This window comes from Thalassospira sp. MBR-102 (genome assembly GCF_040549275.1).
Taxonomy (GTDB): domain Bacteria; phylum Pseudomonadota; class Alphaproteobacteria; order Rhodospirillales; family Thalassospiraceae; genus Thalassospira; species Thalassospira xiamenensis.
In genome coordinates, this window is sequence record NZ_JBEPTC010000006.1 from 150,210 (window position 1) to 164,241 (window position 14,032).

12 protein-coding genes are annotated in these 14,032 nt (G+C 54.7%); 6 read left to right on the forward strand and 6 right to left on the reverse strand.

Features of this window, described 5'->3' with window-relative positions; all coding sequences use genetic code 11:
* Positions 1–157: 157 nt before the first annotated feature.
* The 5 genes from pnp (at position 158) to ABIE64_RS12545 (ending at position 6,158) form a co-directional block, all read left to right on the forward strand.
* Entirely contained in the window at positions 158–2,284 is a 2,127-nt protein-coding gene (gene pnp / locus ABIE64_RS12525) for a polyribonucleotide nucleotidyltransferase (RefSeq protein ID WP_354377601.1), read from the forward strand.
* Positions 2,285–2,390: 106 nt separating this feature from the next.
* Positions 2,391–3,785 (forward strand): NAD(P)H-dependent flavin oxidoreductase, encoded by a 1,395-nt coding sequence (locus ABIE64_RS12530; protein WP_354377624.1) that lies wholly within the window; start codon positions 2,391–2,393, stop codon positions 3,783–3,785.
* A gap of 219 nt (positions 3,786–4,004) precedes the next feature.
* Positions 4,005–4,442 carry an iron response transcriptional regulator IrrA gene (irrA, locus tag ABIE64_RS12535; protein ID WP_007088411.1) on the forward strand — a complete coding sequence of 146 codons (438 nt, stop codon included), beginning with the start codon at positions 4,005–4,007 and terminating at the stop codon, positions 4,440–4,442.
* Positions 4,443–4,689: 247 nt separating this feature from the next.
* Positions 4,690–5,127 (forward strand): rubrerythrin family protein, encoded by a 438-nt coding sequence (locus tag ABIE64_RS12540; RefSeq protein WP_063092199.1) that lies wholly within the window; start codon positions 4,690–4,692, stop codon positions 5,125–5,127.
* A gap of 62 nt (positions 5,128–5,189) precedes the next feature.
* Positions 5,190–6,158, forward strand: coding sequence for a serine hydrolase domain-containing protein (locus ABIE64_RS12545; RefSeq protein WP_082822648.1), 969 nt, complete (start codon positions 5,190–5,192; stop codon positions 6,156–6,158).
* Between the two features lie 18 nt (positions 6,159–6,176).
* On the opposite strand, the gene ABIE64_RS12550 is transcribed toward ABIE64_RS12545, so the two are convergent.
* From ABIE64_RS12550 to ABIE64_RS12560, 3 genes are read right to left on the reverse strand one after another with little or no spacing between them, the layout of a single operon-like run.
* A complete protein-coding gene (locus ABIE64_RS12550) occupies positions 6,177–6,983 on the reverse strand; it encodes an ABC transporter ATP-binding protein (protein ID WP_063092198.1) in 807 nt (268 codons plus the stop codon).
* On the reverse strand, positions 6,977–8,038 hold the full coding sequence (locus ABIE64_RS12555) for a FecCD family ABC transporter permease (protein ID WP_063092197.1): 1,062 nt from the start codon (positions 8,036–8,038) through the stop codon (positions 6,977–6,979). The genes ABIE64_RS12550 and ABIE64_RS12555 overlap by 7 nt, the downstream gene beginning before the upstream one ends.
* A 5-nt stretch (positions 8,039–8,043) precedes the next feature.
* Positions 8,044–9,168: an ABC transporter substrate-binding protein gene (locus ABIE64_RS12560; RefSeq protein ID WP_063092196.1), complete on the reverse strand. Its 1,125-nt coding sequence runs from the start codon at positions 9,166–9,168 to the stop codon at positions 8,044–8,046.
* A 188-nt stretch (positions 9,169–9,356) separates the two neighbouring features.
* Here ABIE64_RS12560 and ABIE64_RS12565 point away from each other — a divergent pair, with 188 nt between their 5' ends.
* Complete coding sequence (locus ABIE64_RS12565; protein WP_063092195.1) at positions 9,357–10,145, forward strand: class I SAM-dependent methyltransferase; 789 nt, start codon at positions 9,357–9,359, stop codon at positions 10,143–10,145.
* 133 nt (positions 10,146–10,278) lie between these two features.
* Here ABIE64_RS12565 and ABIE64_RS12570 read toward each other — a convergent pair whose 3' ends face one another.
* From ABIE64_RS12570 to ABIE64_RS12580, 3 genes are all read right to left on the reverse strand, one after another.
* Positions 10,279–10,734, reverse strand: coding sequence for an OsmC family protein (locus ABIE64_RS12570; RefSeq protein WP_063092194.1), 456 nt, complete (start codon positions 10,732–10,734; stop codon positions 10,279–10,281).
* Entirely contained in the window at positions 10,731–11,363 is a 633-nt protein-coding gene (locus tag ABIE64_RS12575) for a GntR family transcriptional regulator (protein ID WP_063092347.1), read from the reverse strand. Before ABIE64_RS12575 ends, ABIE64_RS12570 begins: the two co-directional genes overlap by 4 nt.
* Before the next feature lie 221 nt (positions 11,364–11,584).
* Positions 11,585–13,936 carry an alpha/beta fold hydrolase gene (locus ABIE64_RS12580; protein WP_065702165.1) on the reverse strand — a complete coding sequence of 784 codons (2,352 nt, stop codon included), beginning with the start codon at positions 13,934–13,936 and terminating at the stop codon, positions 11,585–11,587.
* Positions 13,937–14,032: the final 96 nt, after the last annotated feature.

Genomic DNA, 14,032 nt, shown 5'->3' on the forward strand with positions numbered 1-14,032 from the left:
GGGAAACACGGGGAAGCAGGGTCGGATGGGCCGACCTCTTTGCTTGGTCCGGACCCATTAATTATGCAGCTTTTATGAAAGCCTCATAATTAATGTGTTCGGAACTCGTGTATGACTATCCGGGTCCGCTGAAGGTTTGTAAGAGGAAGAGAAAATAATGTTTAATGTCGTCCGCAAGGAAATGCAGTGGGGCAATGCCAAGCTGGTTCTCGAAACCGGTAAGGTCGCGCGCCAGGCCGATGGTGCCGTCATGGTCACCTACGGCGAGACCGTTGTGCTTTGTACCGCTGTTGGCGCGAAATCACCGCGCCCGGATATCGACTTTTTCCCGCTGACCGTGAACTATCAGGAAAAAGCATTTGCTGCCGGTAAAATCCCGGGTGGTTTCTTCAAGCGTGAAGGCCGTCCTTCGGAAAAGGAAACCCTGGTTTCGCGTCTGATCGACCGTCCGATCCGTCCGCTGTTCCACCCGCTTTATCGTAACGAAACCCAGATCGTTTGTACCGTTCTGTCCCATGACATGGAAAATGATCCGGACGTGGTTGCGATGATCGGTGCGTCTGCGGCGCTGACCATTTCCGGTCTGCCGTTCCTCGGCCCGATCGGTGCTGCGCGCGTCGGTTACAAAGATGGCGAATATATCCTGAACCCGGCAACCGAGTCGGTTAAGGAAAGCGACCTTGATCTGGTTGTTGCCGGTACCCGTGACGGTGTGATGATGGTTGAATCCGAAGCCAGCGAGCTTTCGGAAGAAATCATGCTTGGTGCCGTTAAATTCGGTCACGAGCAGTTCCAGTCGGTTCTTGATCTGATCATTTCGCTGGCCGAAGACGCCGCGAAAGAGCCGCGCGACATCGCAGAACTGCCGGAAGGCTATGATGCGCTGGTCGAAAAAGTCGCTGCCCTTGGCACCGACGGACTGACCAAAGCATACAGCCATGTCGTCAAGCAGGAGCGTTCGGCTGCTGTTTCTGACGCCAAAGCTGCGATTGCGGAAAAACTGGTCGAAGAAGAAATTGCTGATGCCCTCAAAGGCAAGGTTTCGTCGATCATCAAGGATCTGGAAAAAGACATCGTTCGCGGTGCGATCCTGAAAACCGGCAAACGTATTGATGGCCGTACAGGTGCTGACGTTCGCCCTATCCTTGGCGAAGTTTCGGTTCTGCCGCGTGCGCACGGTTCGGCGATTTTCACCCGTGGTGAAACCCAGGCACTTGCCGTTGCCACCCTTGGCACCGGTCAGGATGAACAGATCGTTGACGCGCTTGACGGCGAATATCGCGAAAACTTCATGCTGCACTATAACTTCCCGCCCTACTCGGTTGGTGAAGCTGGTCGTATGGGTTCGCCAGGCCGTCGTGAAATCGGTCATGGTAAACTGGCATGGCGTGCCCTGCACCCGCTTATGCCGGGCAAGGACGCGTTCCCTTACACCATTCGTATCGTTTCTGAAGTAACCGAATCGAATGGTTCGTCCTCGATGGCGACCGTTTGCGCAACCTCGCTTGCGATGATGGATGCCGGTGTTCCGCTGGCACGTCCGGTTGCCGGTATTGCCATGGGTCTGATCAAGGAAGGCGATGATTTTGCCGTTCTGTCCGACATCATGGGTGATGAAGATCACCTTGGCGATATGGACTTCAAGGTTGCCGGTACCGAAAAAGGTATCACCTCGCTGCAGATGGATATCAAGATCACCTCGGTGACCCCGGATATCATGCAGATCGCACTGGGCCAGGCCCGTGACGGCCGTCTGCACATCCTTGGCGAAATGTCCAAAGCGCTTCCGGAAGCACGTGGTGAAGTTTCGGGCAATGCACCGACCATCACCCAGTTCTCGATCCCGCGTGACAAAATCCGTGACGTTATCGGGTCGGGCGGCAAGGTCATTCGCGAAATCTGCGAAGAAACCGGTGCGAAGGTCGATATCGAAGACGATGGCTCGATCACTGTTGCACATACCGACGGTGCAAAAGGTAAACAGGCAGTCGATTGGATCAAATCGATCGTTGCGGAACCTGAATTGAACCATATCTATGATGGTAAGGTTGTTAAGGCTGTCGACTTTGGCGCATTCGTCAATTTCTTTGGCGCGCGCGACGGTCTGGTCCATATCTCCGAACTGGCGCAGGAACGCGTCAAACAGGTTTCGGATATCGTCAAGGAAGGCGACGCGGTCAAGGTCAAGGTCATTGGCTTTGATGATCGCGGCAAGATCAAATTGTCGATGAAACGCGTTGACCAGGAAACCGGTGCCGATCTCGACGCCGGCGACGCTGAATAATCCGATCTGATAGACCGGACGGCGATAACAACAACACGCCGTCCGGTTTTCCAAATGCGATGCCGGGGCATCGCTGGCGATGAAAAGCCGAATGGGAGAGACGAATTTGAAAGCCCTTAAACCGCTCGTCATGTCTGGAAAAGAGGTCTTGCCACTGATTGAAGGTGGCAAAGGTATCGCTGTTTCGACGGGTAAAAGTTCCGGCGCATGGGCAGCTGCTGGTGGCATCGGGACGTTTTCCGCCGTCAATGCCGATTCTTATGACGAAAATGGCAATCTGGTTCCGGTCGAATATGCCGGAAAAACCCGCGGTGAGCGCCATCAGGAACTGATCGCCTATGGCATCCGCGGCGGTATCGCCCAGGCACAGATCGCACACGAAATGCGCGGCGGTGAAGGCCGACTGCACATGAACGTTCTGTGGGAAATGGGCGGTGCGGAAGAAATTCTGCGTGGTGTGCTTGAGGGCACCAAGGGTCTTGTCCATGGTGTGACCTGTGGTGCGGGTATGCCTTATAAGGTATCGCAGATCGCAGCCCAGTATGGCGTGCATTATTACCCGATCGTCTCGTCGGCGCGCGCATTCCGTGCCTTGTGGCTGCGGTCGTATAAAAACACCCCGGAATGGCTTGGCGGCGTGGTCTACGAAGATCCATGGCGTGCCGGTGGCCACAATGGCCTGTCAAATTCCGAAGACCCGCTTGTGCCCGAAGACCCGTTCCCGCGGGTTGCAGCCCTTCGCGAATACATGAATTCGGTCGGCCTGAATGAAGTTCCGATCATTATGGCGGGTGGCGTCTGGTTCCTGCGTGACTACGAAGACTGGCTTGATAATCCGGAAGTTGCCCCGGTGGCGTTCCAGTTTGGAACCCGTCCGCTGCTGACCAAGGAAAGCGAAATTTCCGAAGAATGGAAAAACCGTCTTCTGACGCTGCAGAACGGCGACGTGTCGTTGCATAAATTCAGCCCGACCGGTTTTTACAGCTCGGCTGTTCGGAACGACTTCCTTGAAGATCTTCATCAGCGTTCCGATCGTCAGGTCCGTTATTCGCGCACCGCAGAGGCTGATCTGCATGTCGGTATTCCGCTGGGTCGTCGCGGTCGTCCAATCTATGTCCGCGAAGATGATGCCGACAAGGTTCGGGCATGGTTTGATGCTGGTTATACTGAAGGCATGCCGACACCCGATGAAACCATGGTGTTTGTCACGCCTGACAGTGCGCTGACGATCAAGAAAGATCAGATCGATTGCATGGGGTGCCTGTCACAGTGCCAGTTCTCGAACTGGGAACAGCATAGCGGCACCACCGGCAAGCGTGCCGATCCGCGTTCATTCTGCATCCAGAAAACGCTTCAGAACATTGCACATGGTGCGATGGTTGAAAACGAGCTGATGTTTGCCGGTCATAATGCCTATAAATTTGGTGAAGATCCGTTCTACGCCAACGGCTTTGTCCCGACGGTCAAACAGTTGGTCGACCGGATCGCCACGGGCGATTAGGTTAGACAACAAATCAGACACTGGACTTTTACGGATCAAGAAGGGGTCGGGTTTCCGACCCCTTCTTGTTGTTTGATCCCCTATAGGCCATTGAAAATCGGTATGATTGGAGTTGATCAAAATCAAAGAAAGGTGCGTCTTGGTTCCTTAATATACGCTTGGATTTGATCGGGAACCGGGCATTGGCCGGTCCTGAAAAGCGTATGAAGGGACAATTTCATGACGACGAACCCGCGTCCTTACACCCATGCCCTGAACCGCCTGAAAGAGGCCGGGTTGCGCCCGACCCGTCAGCGCTTGGCATTGGCCCGCCTGCTGTTTGATAATGGTCATCGGCACATCACCGCCGAACAGCTTCATTCCGAAGCCATGAGCCAGAATATCAAGGTATCCTTGGCGACCGTATACAATACGTTGCACCAGTTCACCGAGGCAGCGCTTCTGAATGAAATCGTGATCGATTCCGGTCGATCCTATTTCGATACCAATACCGCCCCGCATTACCACTTCTATTGCGAAGAAGACGGCATGCTTAGCGACATACCCGCTGATGCGGTGCAGCTTGCACGCGTCCCCAATATGCCCCGTGGTACGGAATTGGCGTCGGTTGATCTGGTGTTTCGTTTGCGGCGCCAGTCGGCCCGCAACGCTGCCTGATTGCTATTGGGTCGGTTTATTCGGCAGGGCTGTGTCGCAAATATAGCGGTGCGGTGACAGCGAAATGACGCGTCGATGAAAACCGCCTGAAATGGCGCGAAACGTCCCTTCAGTGCTTGACGGGCAGGGTTTTCAAGACAAATACAGAGGCGACGGTTCCACATGGAACGGTCGCCCTTTTTATACCTATGTGTGTGACAGCAACACCGCATATTTCAGACTTCAATGACAAAAAAGGAAGCCCGTAATGGTGCTCAAGGGAACACGGACCGAGGAACTTCTGCGTGCGGCATTCGCATCTGAAGCACAGGTCAATCGTCGTTATCTTTATTTTGCGCAGCAGGCCGATATCGAAGGCCATCCGGAAATTGCCGAAATGTTCCGCGCCACCGCCGAAGCCGAAACCGGCCATGCCTTTGGCCATCTCGAATTTCTTGAAGAGGTCGGCGACCCTGCAACCGGGCAGCCGATTGGTACCACTAGGCTTAATCTTGAAGCCGCATTTGCCGATGAACAGAACGATGCCAGATCCCGATATCCCGAAATGGCCCGTATTGCGCGCGAAGAAGGTTTTAACGATATTGCCGACTGGTTTGAGAGCCTTGCGCGTGTCGAAGATGCCCATGCCGCCCGAATGGAACGCGCCCTGGCATCTTTTGGGACTGTTTCCGAACCGGTGGAATAAGGTTGAAGACAATCCGACGATGCTTTTACAGATATAGCGCCTTTCTGCTTCTGGTGATGTTAATGGCACCGCTTGCGGCCAAGGCACAATCGTCGGTGGACCTTGACGATATCCTGACCCATGCGGGGCGTTTGGAGCCCTTGCAGGCCGTGATGATCGCCCACCGTGGTGACGTGATCGCGACGCAGGGCTACCATGGTAGTTCCCCCGATCAGGCGGCCAATATCAAATCCGCATCGAAATCGATTATTTCGGCATTGGTTGGCATTGCCATAGAACGTGGTGTTTTGACCGGTACGGATCAGAAAATCGCCCCCTTGCTGCGGGATCAGTTACCTGCCGATCCCGACCCCCGACTGTTTGATATTACCATCGGGCATCTTTTGTCGATGCAGGCCGGCCTGGGGCGGACATCGGGGCAATATTACGGTCAGTGGGTCGCGCAATCGAACTGGGTGCGTGCTGCTCTTGCCCGCCCGTTTGCCGACGATCCGGGTGGTGACATGCTGTATTCGACCGGCTCAAGCCACCTGCTGTCGGCCATCCTGACACGCCAAACCGGAAAATCGACGCTGGAACTGGCGCGTGAATGGCTGGGGCCATTGGACGGTTTTGCTATTACCGCTTGGGATCGCGACCCTCAGGGTATTTACTTTGGTGGGAATCAGATGGCGATGAGCACCAGATCGCTTCTGGCTTTTGGCGAACTTTACCGGAATGGCGGGCGTACCGCGGATGGCAGACAGATCATCACGCAAAGCTGGATCGATCAAAGCTGGCAGCATCGGACAAATTCACGCTTTACCGGCGATGAATACGGTTATGGTTGGTTTATGCGCGATCTTGCCGGGCAGGATGTGGTCTATGCGTGGGGATATGGTGGGCAGATGCTTTACATCGTTCCTAGCCTTGAATTAACCGTGGCGATGACATCGGACGAAACAAAACCCTCGGCCCGAACCGGATACCGCGATCAGCTGCATGGCTTAATGGCCGATATCATCGACAGGATAGAAGCAGATGCAGGCTGATCGGGGTGAGCGGACTTTTTATTGAGCCGCAATCCGTTCTGAAAGGTATTCGGCGGTGTGGCTATTGCCGGTGATCGGTCCGCGCAAAACAACATGCGGATGACCAAGCGAATTGCGTTCGACATGCCCATCAACCTGGTACACATCACGCAAAAGATCACGATCAATCACATTGGCGCATTCGCCAAATGCCACCATGCGGCCATCGCGAATCGCCATGGCGTGATCGCAATATTGCAGCGCATGGTTAAGGTCGTGGATCGCGATCAGGATGATTATTTTCTGGCGCTTGGCGATATCGCGCATGAAAGACAGGACCTCCATCTGACGATGCAGATCAAGGGCTGAGGTCGGCTCGTCCATCAGCAGGATTTCGGGTTCACGCACCAGCGTCTGGGCAATGGCAACCAGTTGGCGTTGACCACCACTAAGTTCGCCCAGATTGCGGGCGGCCAGATCAGAAATCCTAAGGGCGGCCAGAATATCGTCAATCCGGGCCAGTTCATCGGTCTGAACGCGCAATGACGATCCCTGTTTGGCGGCAAGGATAACCGACTCGTAAACAGAAAGAACCGCGTTTGATCCGGTGTCCTGCGGCATGTAGCAAATCGTGTTGCGGCTATAATTCGCCGTTTCGACATGCACTTTTCCGCCACCCTTGGCAAGACCGGCGACCCGTTTGAACAGGCTTGATTTGCCCGCTGCATTCGGGCCGATGACGGCAATTACGTCGCCCCCCATCAGAACCGGCGTACTAACACCGGAAACCACCTCGGCGCGGCCATAACGGGTGCCAATGTCTTCAAGACGAAGTGTTGTTACCATGATTTCCTCCGGCTTGCGAAAATCAGCGAGAAGAAGAACGGTACGCCGACAAGCGCGGTAATTACCCCAATGGGCAGGATTGCGCCGGGGACCAGAAGTTTTGACAGAACCGACGTCGCCGACAGGATCAACGCCCCGCACAGGACGGATGCCGGCAGGAAGAAACGCTGATCCTCGCCCACCAGCATGCGGGCGATATGCGGCCCGACCAGACCGATGAACCCGATGGTCCCGACAAAGGAAACCGGGATTGCCGCCAGCATACTGACCAGCAACATCGTCTTCAGGCGCAACGACTGGACATTTACCCCGAAACTTTCCGCTTTGGCATCTCCCAGCCGAAGGGCGGTGAGTGCCCAGGCCTGGCGGGTAAACAGCGGAAGGGCGATGGCAACCGCTATGGCCGTGATGGCAACCTTGGACCAGGTTGCCTTGACCAGACTGCCCATGGTCCAGAATACGACCGCGGCCAATGCCTGTTCGCTGGCGAGATATTGCAGCAACGCCAGAAGCGCGTTGAAGGTAAAGACCAGCGCGATCCCCAAAAGGACGATGGTTTCAACCGTGACACCGCGCATCCGGCTGAAGAAATGAATGATCAACGCGGTCGCCATCGCCATGAGAAAGGCATTGATCGGAATAATGAATTCGACAAAAGCCGGCAGGATCGCGACCCCGAGAACCAGTGCCAAGGCTGCACCGAAACCGGCCGCAGCCGAGATACCCAGCGTAAACGGGCTGGCGAGCGGGTTGGCCAGTATGGTTTGCATTTGCGCGCCCGCGGTCGAAAGGGCCGCACCCACGGTCAGCGCCATCAGGGCGACCGGCATGCGAATTTCCCAGATCACGACGCGCAACTGATCGCTGGCATCCGACGGGTTCAGCAGTGCGAAAATCACATCAGCCAGCGGATAATTGGCCGGGCCGGTTGCCAGATCAACAGCAAATGACAGGAACAGCGTAATTGTCATGCCGCTCAGGATCAGGATACGACGCAGGGAACGCGCCTTGTAATGCGCGCTCCCTGCCATAACGGTGGTTTGATCGGAGATCATGGAAATCAGTTCTGATCGCTGATGGAAATGAAGTAACCCGGCTGATAATCGATCGGTAGAAATCTTTCATGCAGTTCGCGGAATGATGACTCCGGTTCGATATCGGCAAACAAATCCGGGTGGAACCATTTTGCCATTTGTTCGATCACCACGAACTGATAGGGGCTGTTATAGAATTGATGCCAAACGATGTGGATATTGTTGTTTTTGGTCGCCTTGATATCCCGGAATGCCGGGCGTTCTGTCAGGCCAATCAATTTGCGTTTGGCTTCTTTCATGTCAGCTCCGGGACCAACAGGAACCCAGCCCATGCCGGGTGCATATGCTTCCCAGTCACCGCCAGTACCGACAAACTGGTCGGGGTTGCTGGCAACAACCTGTTCCGGGTTAATTGTGCCGAAAGTGCCCGGAATGATATCGGCTGCAATGTTTTTGCCACCGGCAAGTTCAACCATTTTACCGAAATTCTCATTACCAAACGACATGCAGCATTCGTCGGAATAACCGGCAGCACGTTCGATGAAGACGTCGGGTATTTTGGGGTTGGCCTTGGCAAGGCGATCAGTGACCCGTTTGATATGATCGGCGCGGAATTTGATGAATTCCTCGGCGCGCGTTTCCAGACCGGTTAACTGACCAAGAATGCGCATACTGGTTTCCGTGTTCTTCATCGGTGATTCACGGAAGTCGATATAGACCAGCGGAATACCTACAGCAGCGAGTTTTTTGTCAAGGCTGGCATCATCGGTCGCACCCTTTGCTTCAAGGTTCATCACAATGACATCAGGTTTAAGCGATATGGCCTGTTCGACATCGAATGTTCCATCCTTGATACCGCCAAACGTCGGCAAGCTATCAATTTCCGGATACTTTGCTGCATATATGCCGTAACCTTGCGGATCGGCTTTTTTAAGATCATCGCGCCAGCCAACGACTCGCTTGAACGGCGCGTCGGTATCAAGCGTCGCGAGGCCATAAATCAGACGACCTTCGCCAAGAATAAGCTTTTCTGCCGGAACTTTGACCGAAACTTCGCGGCCTGCCACATCGGTAATCGTGACGGTTTCTGCTGCGTGAACGGTCCCCGCGACCATTAACGCAACGGCAGCAATAGCGCCAAAAATTTTCATCCCCGTACCCTTATTTAGGATTGCCTGACCGCGGCATTATCATTTATTGAGAATGCAAATCAATACTTTTCGCAATAATTGATTTTTTTATGGATTTGGTGATATTTGGCGCGGTATCTGCCGCCGTGTGATCCCCGCAAGATCGCGCGGCCTTTTGCAGAGACAGGCTATTGGGGATTCTTCGAACGATGACGACGCATTCAAGCAATTTCAATCTGCGTGACGAGATCAAGGAATACTGGTCAATGCGCGCCGACACGTTCGATCAACAGCCTGGGCACGAGATTTTTTCAGATCAGGAACGTCTGGCGTGGCACGACCTGTTTCGCCGTCATCTGGGCGACGGGACCGGCAAACATGCGCTTGACCTTGCCAGTGGCACCGGCGTTATCAGCCATTTGATGCATGACATCGGGTTTGAGGTTACCGGGCTTGATTGGTCCGAAGCGATGCTGGAAAAGGCGCGCGCCAAATCGAAACAGCGTCAGTCCAATATCCGTTTCCTTCTGGGCGATGCGGAAAACACGCTTGAAGACGATAACAGCTATGACGTCATCGTCACCCGGCATCTGGTCTGGACGCTTGTTGATCCGACAGTAGCCTTTACCGAATGGTTCCGGGTTTTGAAACCGGGGGGTAAGCTTCTGGTGGTTGATGGTGATTTTGTTTCCCCGACCTGGATCAGCAGCTTAAACAAGGTGATGGCAGGTTTCCTGAAATCCCTTGGTTTGAAGCGCGAAGCAGCCGAAATACCGCAACTGAAAACCCATCAAGATATTCTGTCGCGCGTTCATTTTTCGCAAGGCGCGCGGGCCGATGAAGTGACATCGATGTTGAAAACCGCCGGATTTGATCCGGTTGTTGCCGATTTCAACATGCGCCAGATTCACCGCGCCCAGTCAAAACACCTTACGCTTGCCAAGGGCTTGGAACGGGGAGCCCAGCACCGTTATGCCATCTGCGCGACCAAGCCGTAGAAGGTCACACAGAATTGGCTGATTGCAGGCGACCGGAAAACATTGCGATGTCGTGGCGCATCGCATCCAGCAACGGGTGAAGTAGCGCAAGTTGCGCATCTTCCGTGCCCAGCTTAACCGTCAGGTAATTACCCTAATCAAGTTTGATGCTGATTTCGGTTTTGACCGAATTGGCAAGAAAGCAGGCCTCGTGGGCCGCGTGATGCAGTTCGGCCTCGACCTCGGCCGTCGGCGCTGCAGCGGCATAGGTGACCTTGGGGTAAAGTTCGACCCGGGTGATGACGGTTTTGCCGTCCTGCTTTTCCATGACACCGGTTGCAGCATCGACATAACTGTCGACGACGATTTTCCGGCGTGATGCGAAGTCAAGGAAGAACAGCATGTGGCAGCTTGAAAGGGCCGCCACATAGGCTTCTTCGGGGTCGACATTTTCGGCGACGGAATAGGGCAGTGGCACGACATGCGGGGATGAGGATGCGGGGACTTCGACCCCGCCGTCAAATCGCCAGAGATGACCACGGCTATAGCGGCGGTCGGCAAAGTTTGCGCCGTCGCGTTGCCATGTGACTTCTGCACCGAAACTGCTCATTGAGGGGCTCCGCTTTCGGGGTGGACGACAAGTTGTCGTGATGTGATGCCGATGTGTTTTTCAATGATTTCGACGGCTTTGTTGACATCGCCAAGGCTGCATACGGCTAGCAAGTCATTATGTTCTTCATAAAACGCTTTGCGCGCCTGCGATCCTGCGGGTTGCCGGTGATAGGAACGGCGCGCTTCGCCGCGTAATTCGTCAATCATCTGCAACAGGCGACCATTACCACACGGGGCATACAGGGTCCGGTGAAAGGCGATATCGAGTTCCTCAATGATCTCCGGGTCTTCTTCTTCAAAAAGTTCGTCGTTCAGGCGGATCCCCTTGCGCAGGTCGCGTTGTGTCAGATGCGGGATCGAGAGGATAAGAGCGGTTGATTCAAGTGAAATACGAATTTGCGACAGTTCGTGGGCCTCGTTGGCGCTTAAACCGTTTACCGCGAGGCTGCGGTCGGAACGTTTGGTTAGTAATCCGTTTGCCAGCAAGCGTTCCAGCGCTTGACGCACCGGCTGGCGGCTGACGCCAAATCGTTCGGCCAGCCGTTCCTGTTTCAGGATTGTGCCGGGCGAAAGGGTGCCGTTTTCTATTTCGCTTTGAAGCGTTTCAGTGATTTTATTTGGATCCATGGATCCAAAGTCATGCAAATTTGCCAAAGAGTCAAGTGGGTTCCGTTGGGATGAATTCACCCAAAATTAAATGCGACAGCGTCGAAAATCCTGGCCGCGGTTTATTTGTATGAGGGTTTAACTCGCGGTGTTGTGGAGGGGGCGTGGGCGTTGGGCGTTTGCCCGAGGGATGCTCAAGGGCTCCGGGGGCTCAGGGGGGATTCGTCGGGCATTCTCTCAGGTTATTGGGCCGGGATGGCTGCGGTCAAGGTGCTGTTGGTCGGGGCGGTTTTGGAGATGAAGTCGATCACGCGATTGACCGCATTGTCGATATCCTCGTTCAGGATGCCGTGCCGGTCGGATGCCAGCATCTGGATATCCAGTTTGCTGCATCCTGTGGCGTGGCGTTTGATCAGGGTGGCACTGGCGGGGTCAACCACCTGATCGCCGTCGCCCTGCAAAATCAGGATCGGACAGGCGATATCGGGCAGACGGTTTTGCATTTCGGCAACCGCCAGGCGCAGGTTGTGCAGGCCGCCAATCGGGATGTTGCGGTAATTGATATCGGGATGTTCGGATTCGTTAAGCCGGAAACTGAGCATTTCCTGTGCCGAAGGTACCCAGCCCATCAGTTTGTTGGCACCATAAAGCAACGGCACAAACATCAGGTTGCGGTTTCGGAATTTAAGCGGTGTTGATGCCACGACGAGCCCGGCCAGTTTTTCGGGCCGGTCGGCTGCCAGAATAGCCGACAGCGCCCCGCCGGTTGAAAAACCGACAACAATGATGTTGTCGCAAAAGGCCGACATGATTTCATAGCCGCGCCGAACCGATGCCAGCCAGTCACCCCATGTGCGTTTTTGCAATTCATGCGGTGATGTGCCGTGCCCGGCAAGGCGCACCCCCATTACGGCATAATCGCGCGCGGCCAGCCGATCCCCAAGATTGCGAAGTTCGGCCGGAGAGGCAAGGAAGCCATGCACGACCAGAACGCCGGTGGTAAAATGTTCGTTGCCATTGGGCAGCAATAGATAGGGGCGGCTATCGGCGGTGGCGGTTTCCTGATCGTTGATTGAGGCATATTTCGGTTTTTGATATTTCGCGCGGTTCCATTGCCATGCGCGGATTTCATCATCAAACCGGCGTTTGGCAAAATCGCGCGGTGTCAGGTGATCGACTTCGTCCCGCGCCTTTTCAAGCGCAGTCCAGGCCGCATTGATCGGGGCCATTTCATTGGCATAGACCATCACCGGATTGTCCATGCGGATCTGGTCAAAAGTGGCTTCTTCCTGCAATTTCGGCAGGAAGCAATATTTGCCATCAGCGCGTTCGATCAGGCCAAGTTGTACGGCGGCATCGATATATTCGCGGATCTGCGGGCATTTCAGATCAAAGATGCCAATATAATCTGCCGGGTTGCGCATGCCGCGATGCAGATGAACGCCTTCGGCCTGCTGGACATTTTTGATCGCCAGATAAAGGGTGCGGTCGAAATGGGCGATATCGACCTCGGTCACGCCATCGGCCAGCCACATCATGATCAGGCGCGATGCCAGATGACTGACATTGAGCGTGAGGTTCGAATACATCACCGCCATGCAATGATCGCGAAGCGGGCTGATATGGCGGGTAATGGCGTATTGCGTGATGCGATCAGGAATCTTTTCAAGCGTCTTGGCCGGGCGGAACAGATCATCGATGCAGGTCGCGGTTTCAACCCGATGGGCCAGCATACGCCGATCAATCCAGTTGAATTGATGGCGTGGATCAACCGGATCGCCAAGCCGGATATCCATATCTGTGCGTTTAAACAGAAGATTGCCTTCGATAATCAGTTCTTCGGCCATCTTGGGGCTAAGCCCGCCGGCGAAAAGATCGGCACCGCGCGCCAGCAGGTTCTGATCAACGCGGAGCGGATGGAAGGTGATGTTGGCGGGAAACATCAGGGTCGGCTTGGCAAGGGCGGCTTTGAGAATTTCGGGCGTGGTATCAATCGCAGTTGCCCAGCGATCAAGTTCATCGTGTTTGCCTTTGTCCAGCAGCATCGACAAACCGGTTTTAAAACCATCGATGCAAAGTGCGAGCAGGGCCGCGCCGCTATGATGGGCGCGCCGTTGATCGGCGGAGCGGGAATAGATGCTGTAATCCGGGCGTTTGGGATGCGGGCGTTCGGCGGCCAGAACGCGCCGGTCCTTGACCATGCCGCCTTCGGGAAAGATTACGACCTTACCGCCGCGCAGGATTTCTTCGGCAAGGAACGGCAGCAGACGTTCGTAATCATTGGGTACACCGCCAAGAGCCCGCAAGTACCGAGAAAATTTGTTGTCTTCGACGAAAAACTCGCCCGACGCGATGGACCGGCAAAACACCCCGGTTTCAAGCGCGATCAGATATTGCGGGATAAAGGTTTCAAACCGGGCGAAATGGTTGAACATGAAAATGTCGCCCTGGGCCAGATGATCGCGGTCGCCATGCATCTTGATGTTGATGTCGACCTTGGCGCGCAGTGCGGTCATGGCCCTGAGGGTCCATTCGCAAGTCTGGTTGCGGATCGCGAATTGTTCGCGTTCGATTTCCCGGAAATTCTGATGCATGGGTGATTTCGCCCCGAAGGCCTGAATGCCAAATTGATCGGCGTTATGATTAACTGGTGTCGTTTCCTTTAGGTCCTGATGCCTGAAACAGATATG

Coding starts and splice junctions, on each gene's coding strand:
- pnp (WP_354377601.1), top strand. CDS start 158: ATGTTTAATGTCGTCCGCAAGGAAATGCAGTGGGGCAATGCCAAGCTG.
- irrA (WP_007088411.1), top strand. CDS start 4,005: ATGACGACGAACCCGCGTCCTTACACCCATGCCCTGAACCGCCTGAAA.
- ABIE64_RS12540 (WP_063092199.1), top strand. CDS start 4,690: ATGGTGCTCAAGGGAACACGGACCGAGGAACTTCTGCGTGCGGCATTC.
- ABIE64_RS12545 (WP_082822648.1), top strand. CDS start 5,190: ATGGCACCGCTTGCGGCCAAGGCACAATCGTCGGTGGACCTTGACGAT.
- ABIE64_RS12550 (WP_063092198.1), bottom strand. CDS start 6,983: ATGGTAACAACACTTCGTCTTGAAGACATTGGCACCCGTTATGGCCGC.
- ABIE64_RS12555 (WP_063092197.1), bottom strand. CDS start 8,038: ATGATCTCCGATCAAACCACCGTTATGGCAGGGAGCGCGCATTACAAG.
- ABIE64_RS12560 (WP_063092196.1), bottom strand. CDS start 9,168: ATGAAAATTTTTGGCGCTATTGCTGCCGTTGCGTTAATGGTCGCGGGG.
- ABIE64_RS12565 (WP_063092195.1), top strand. CDS start 9,357: ATGACGACGCATTCAAGCAATTTCAATCTGCGTGACGAGATCAAGGAA.
- ABIE64_RS12570 (WP_063092194.1), bottom strand. CDS start 10,734: ATGAGCAGTTTCGGTGCAGAAGTCACATGGCAACGCGACGGCGCAAAC.
- ABIE64_RS12575 (WP_063092347.1), bottom strand. CDS start 11,363: ATGGATCCAAATAAAATCACTGAAACGCTTCAAAGCGAAATAGAAAAC.
- ABIE64_RS12580 (WP_065702165.1), bottom strand. CDS start 13,936: ATGCATCAGAATTTCCGGGAAATCGAACGCGAACAATTCGCGATCCGC.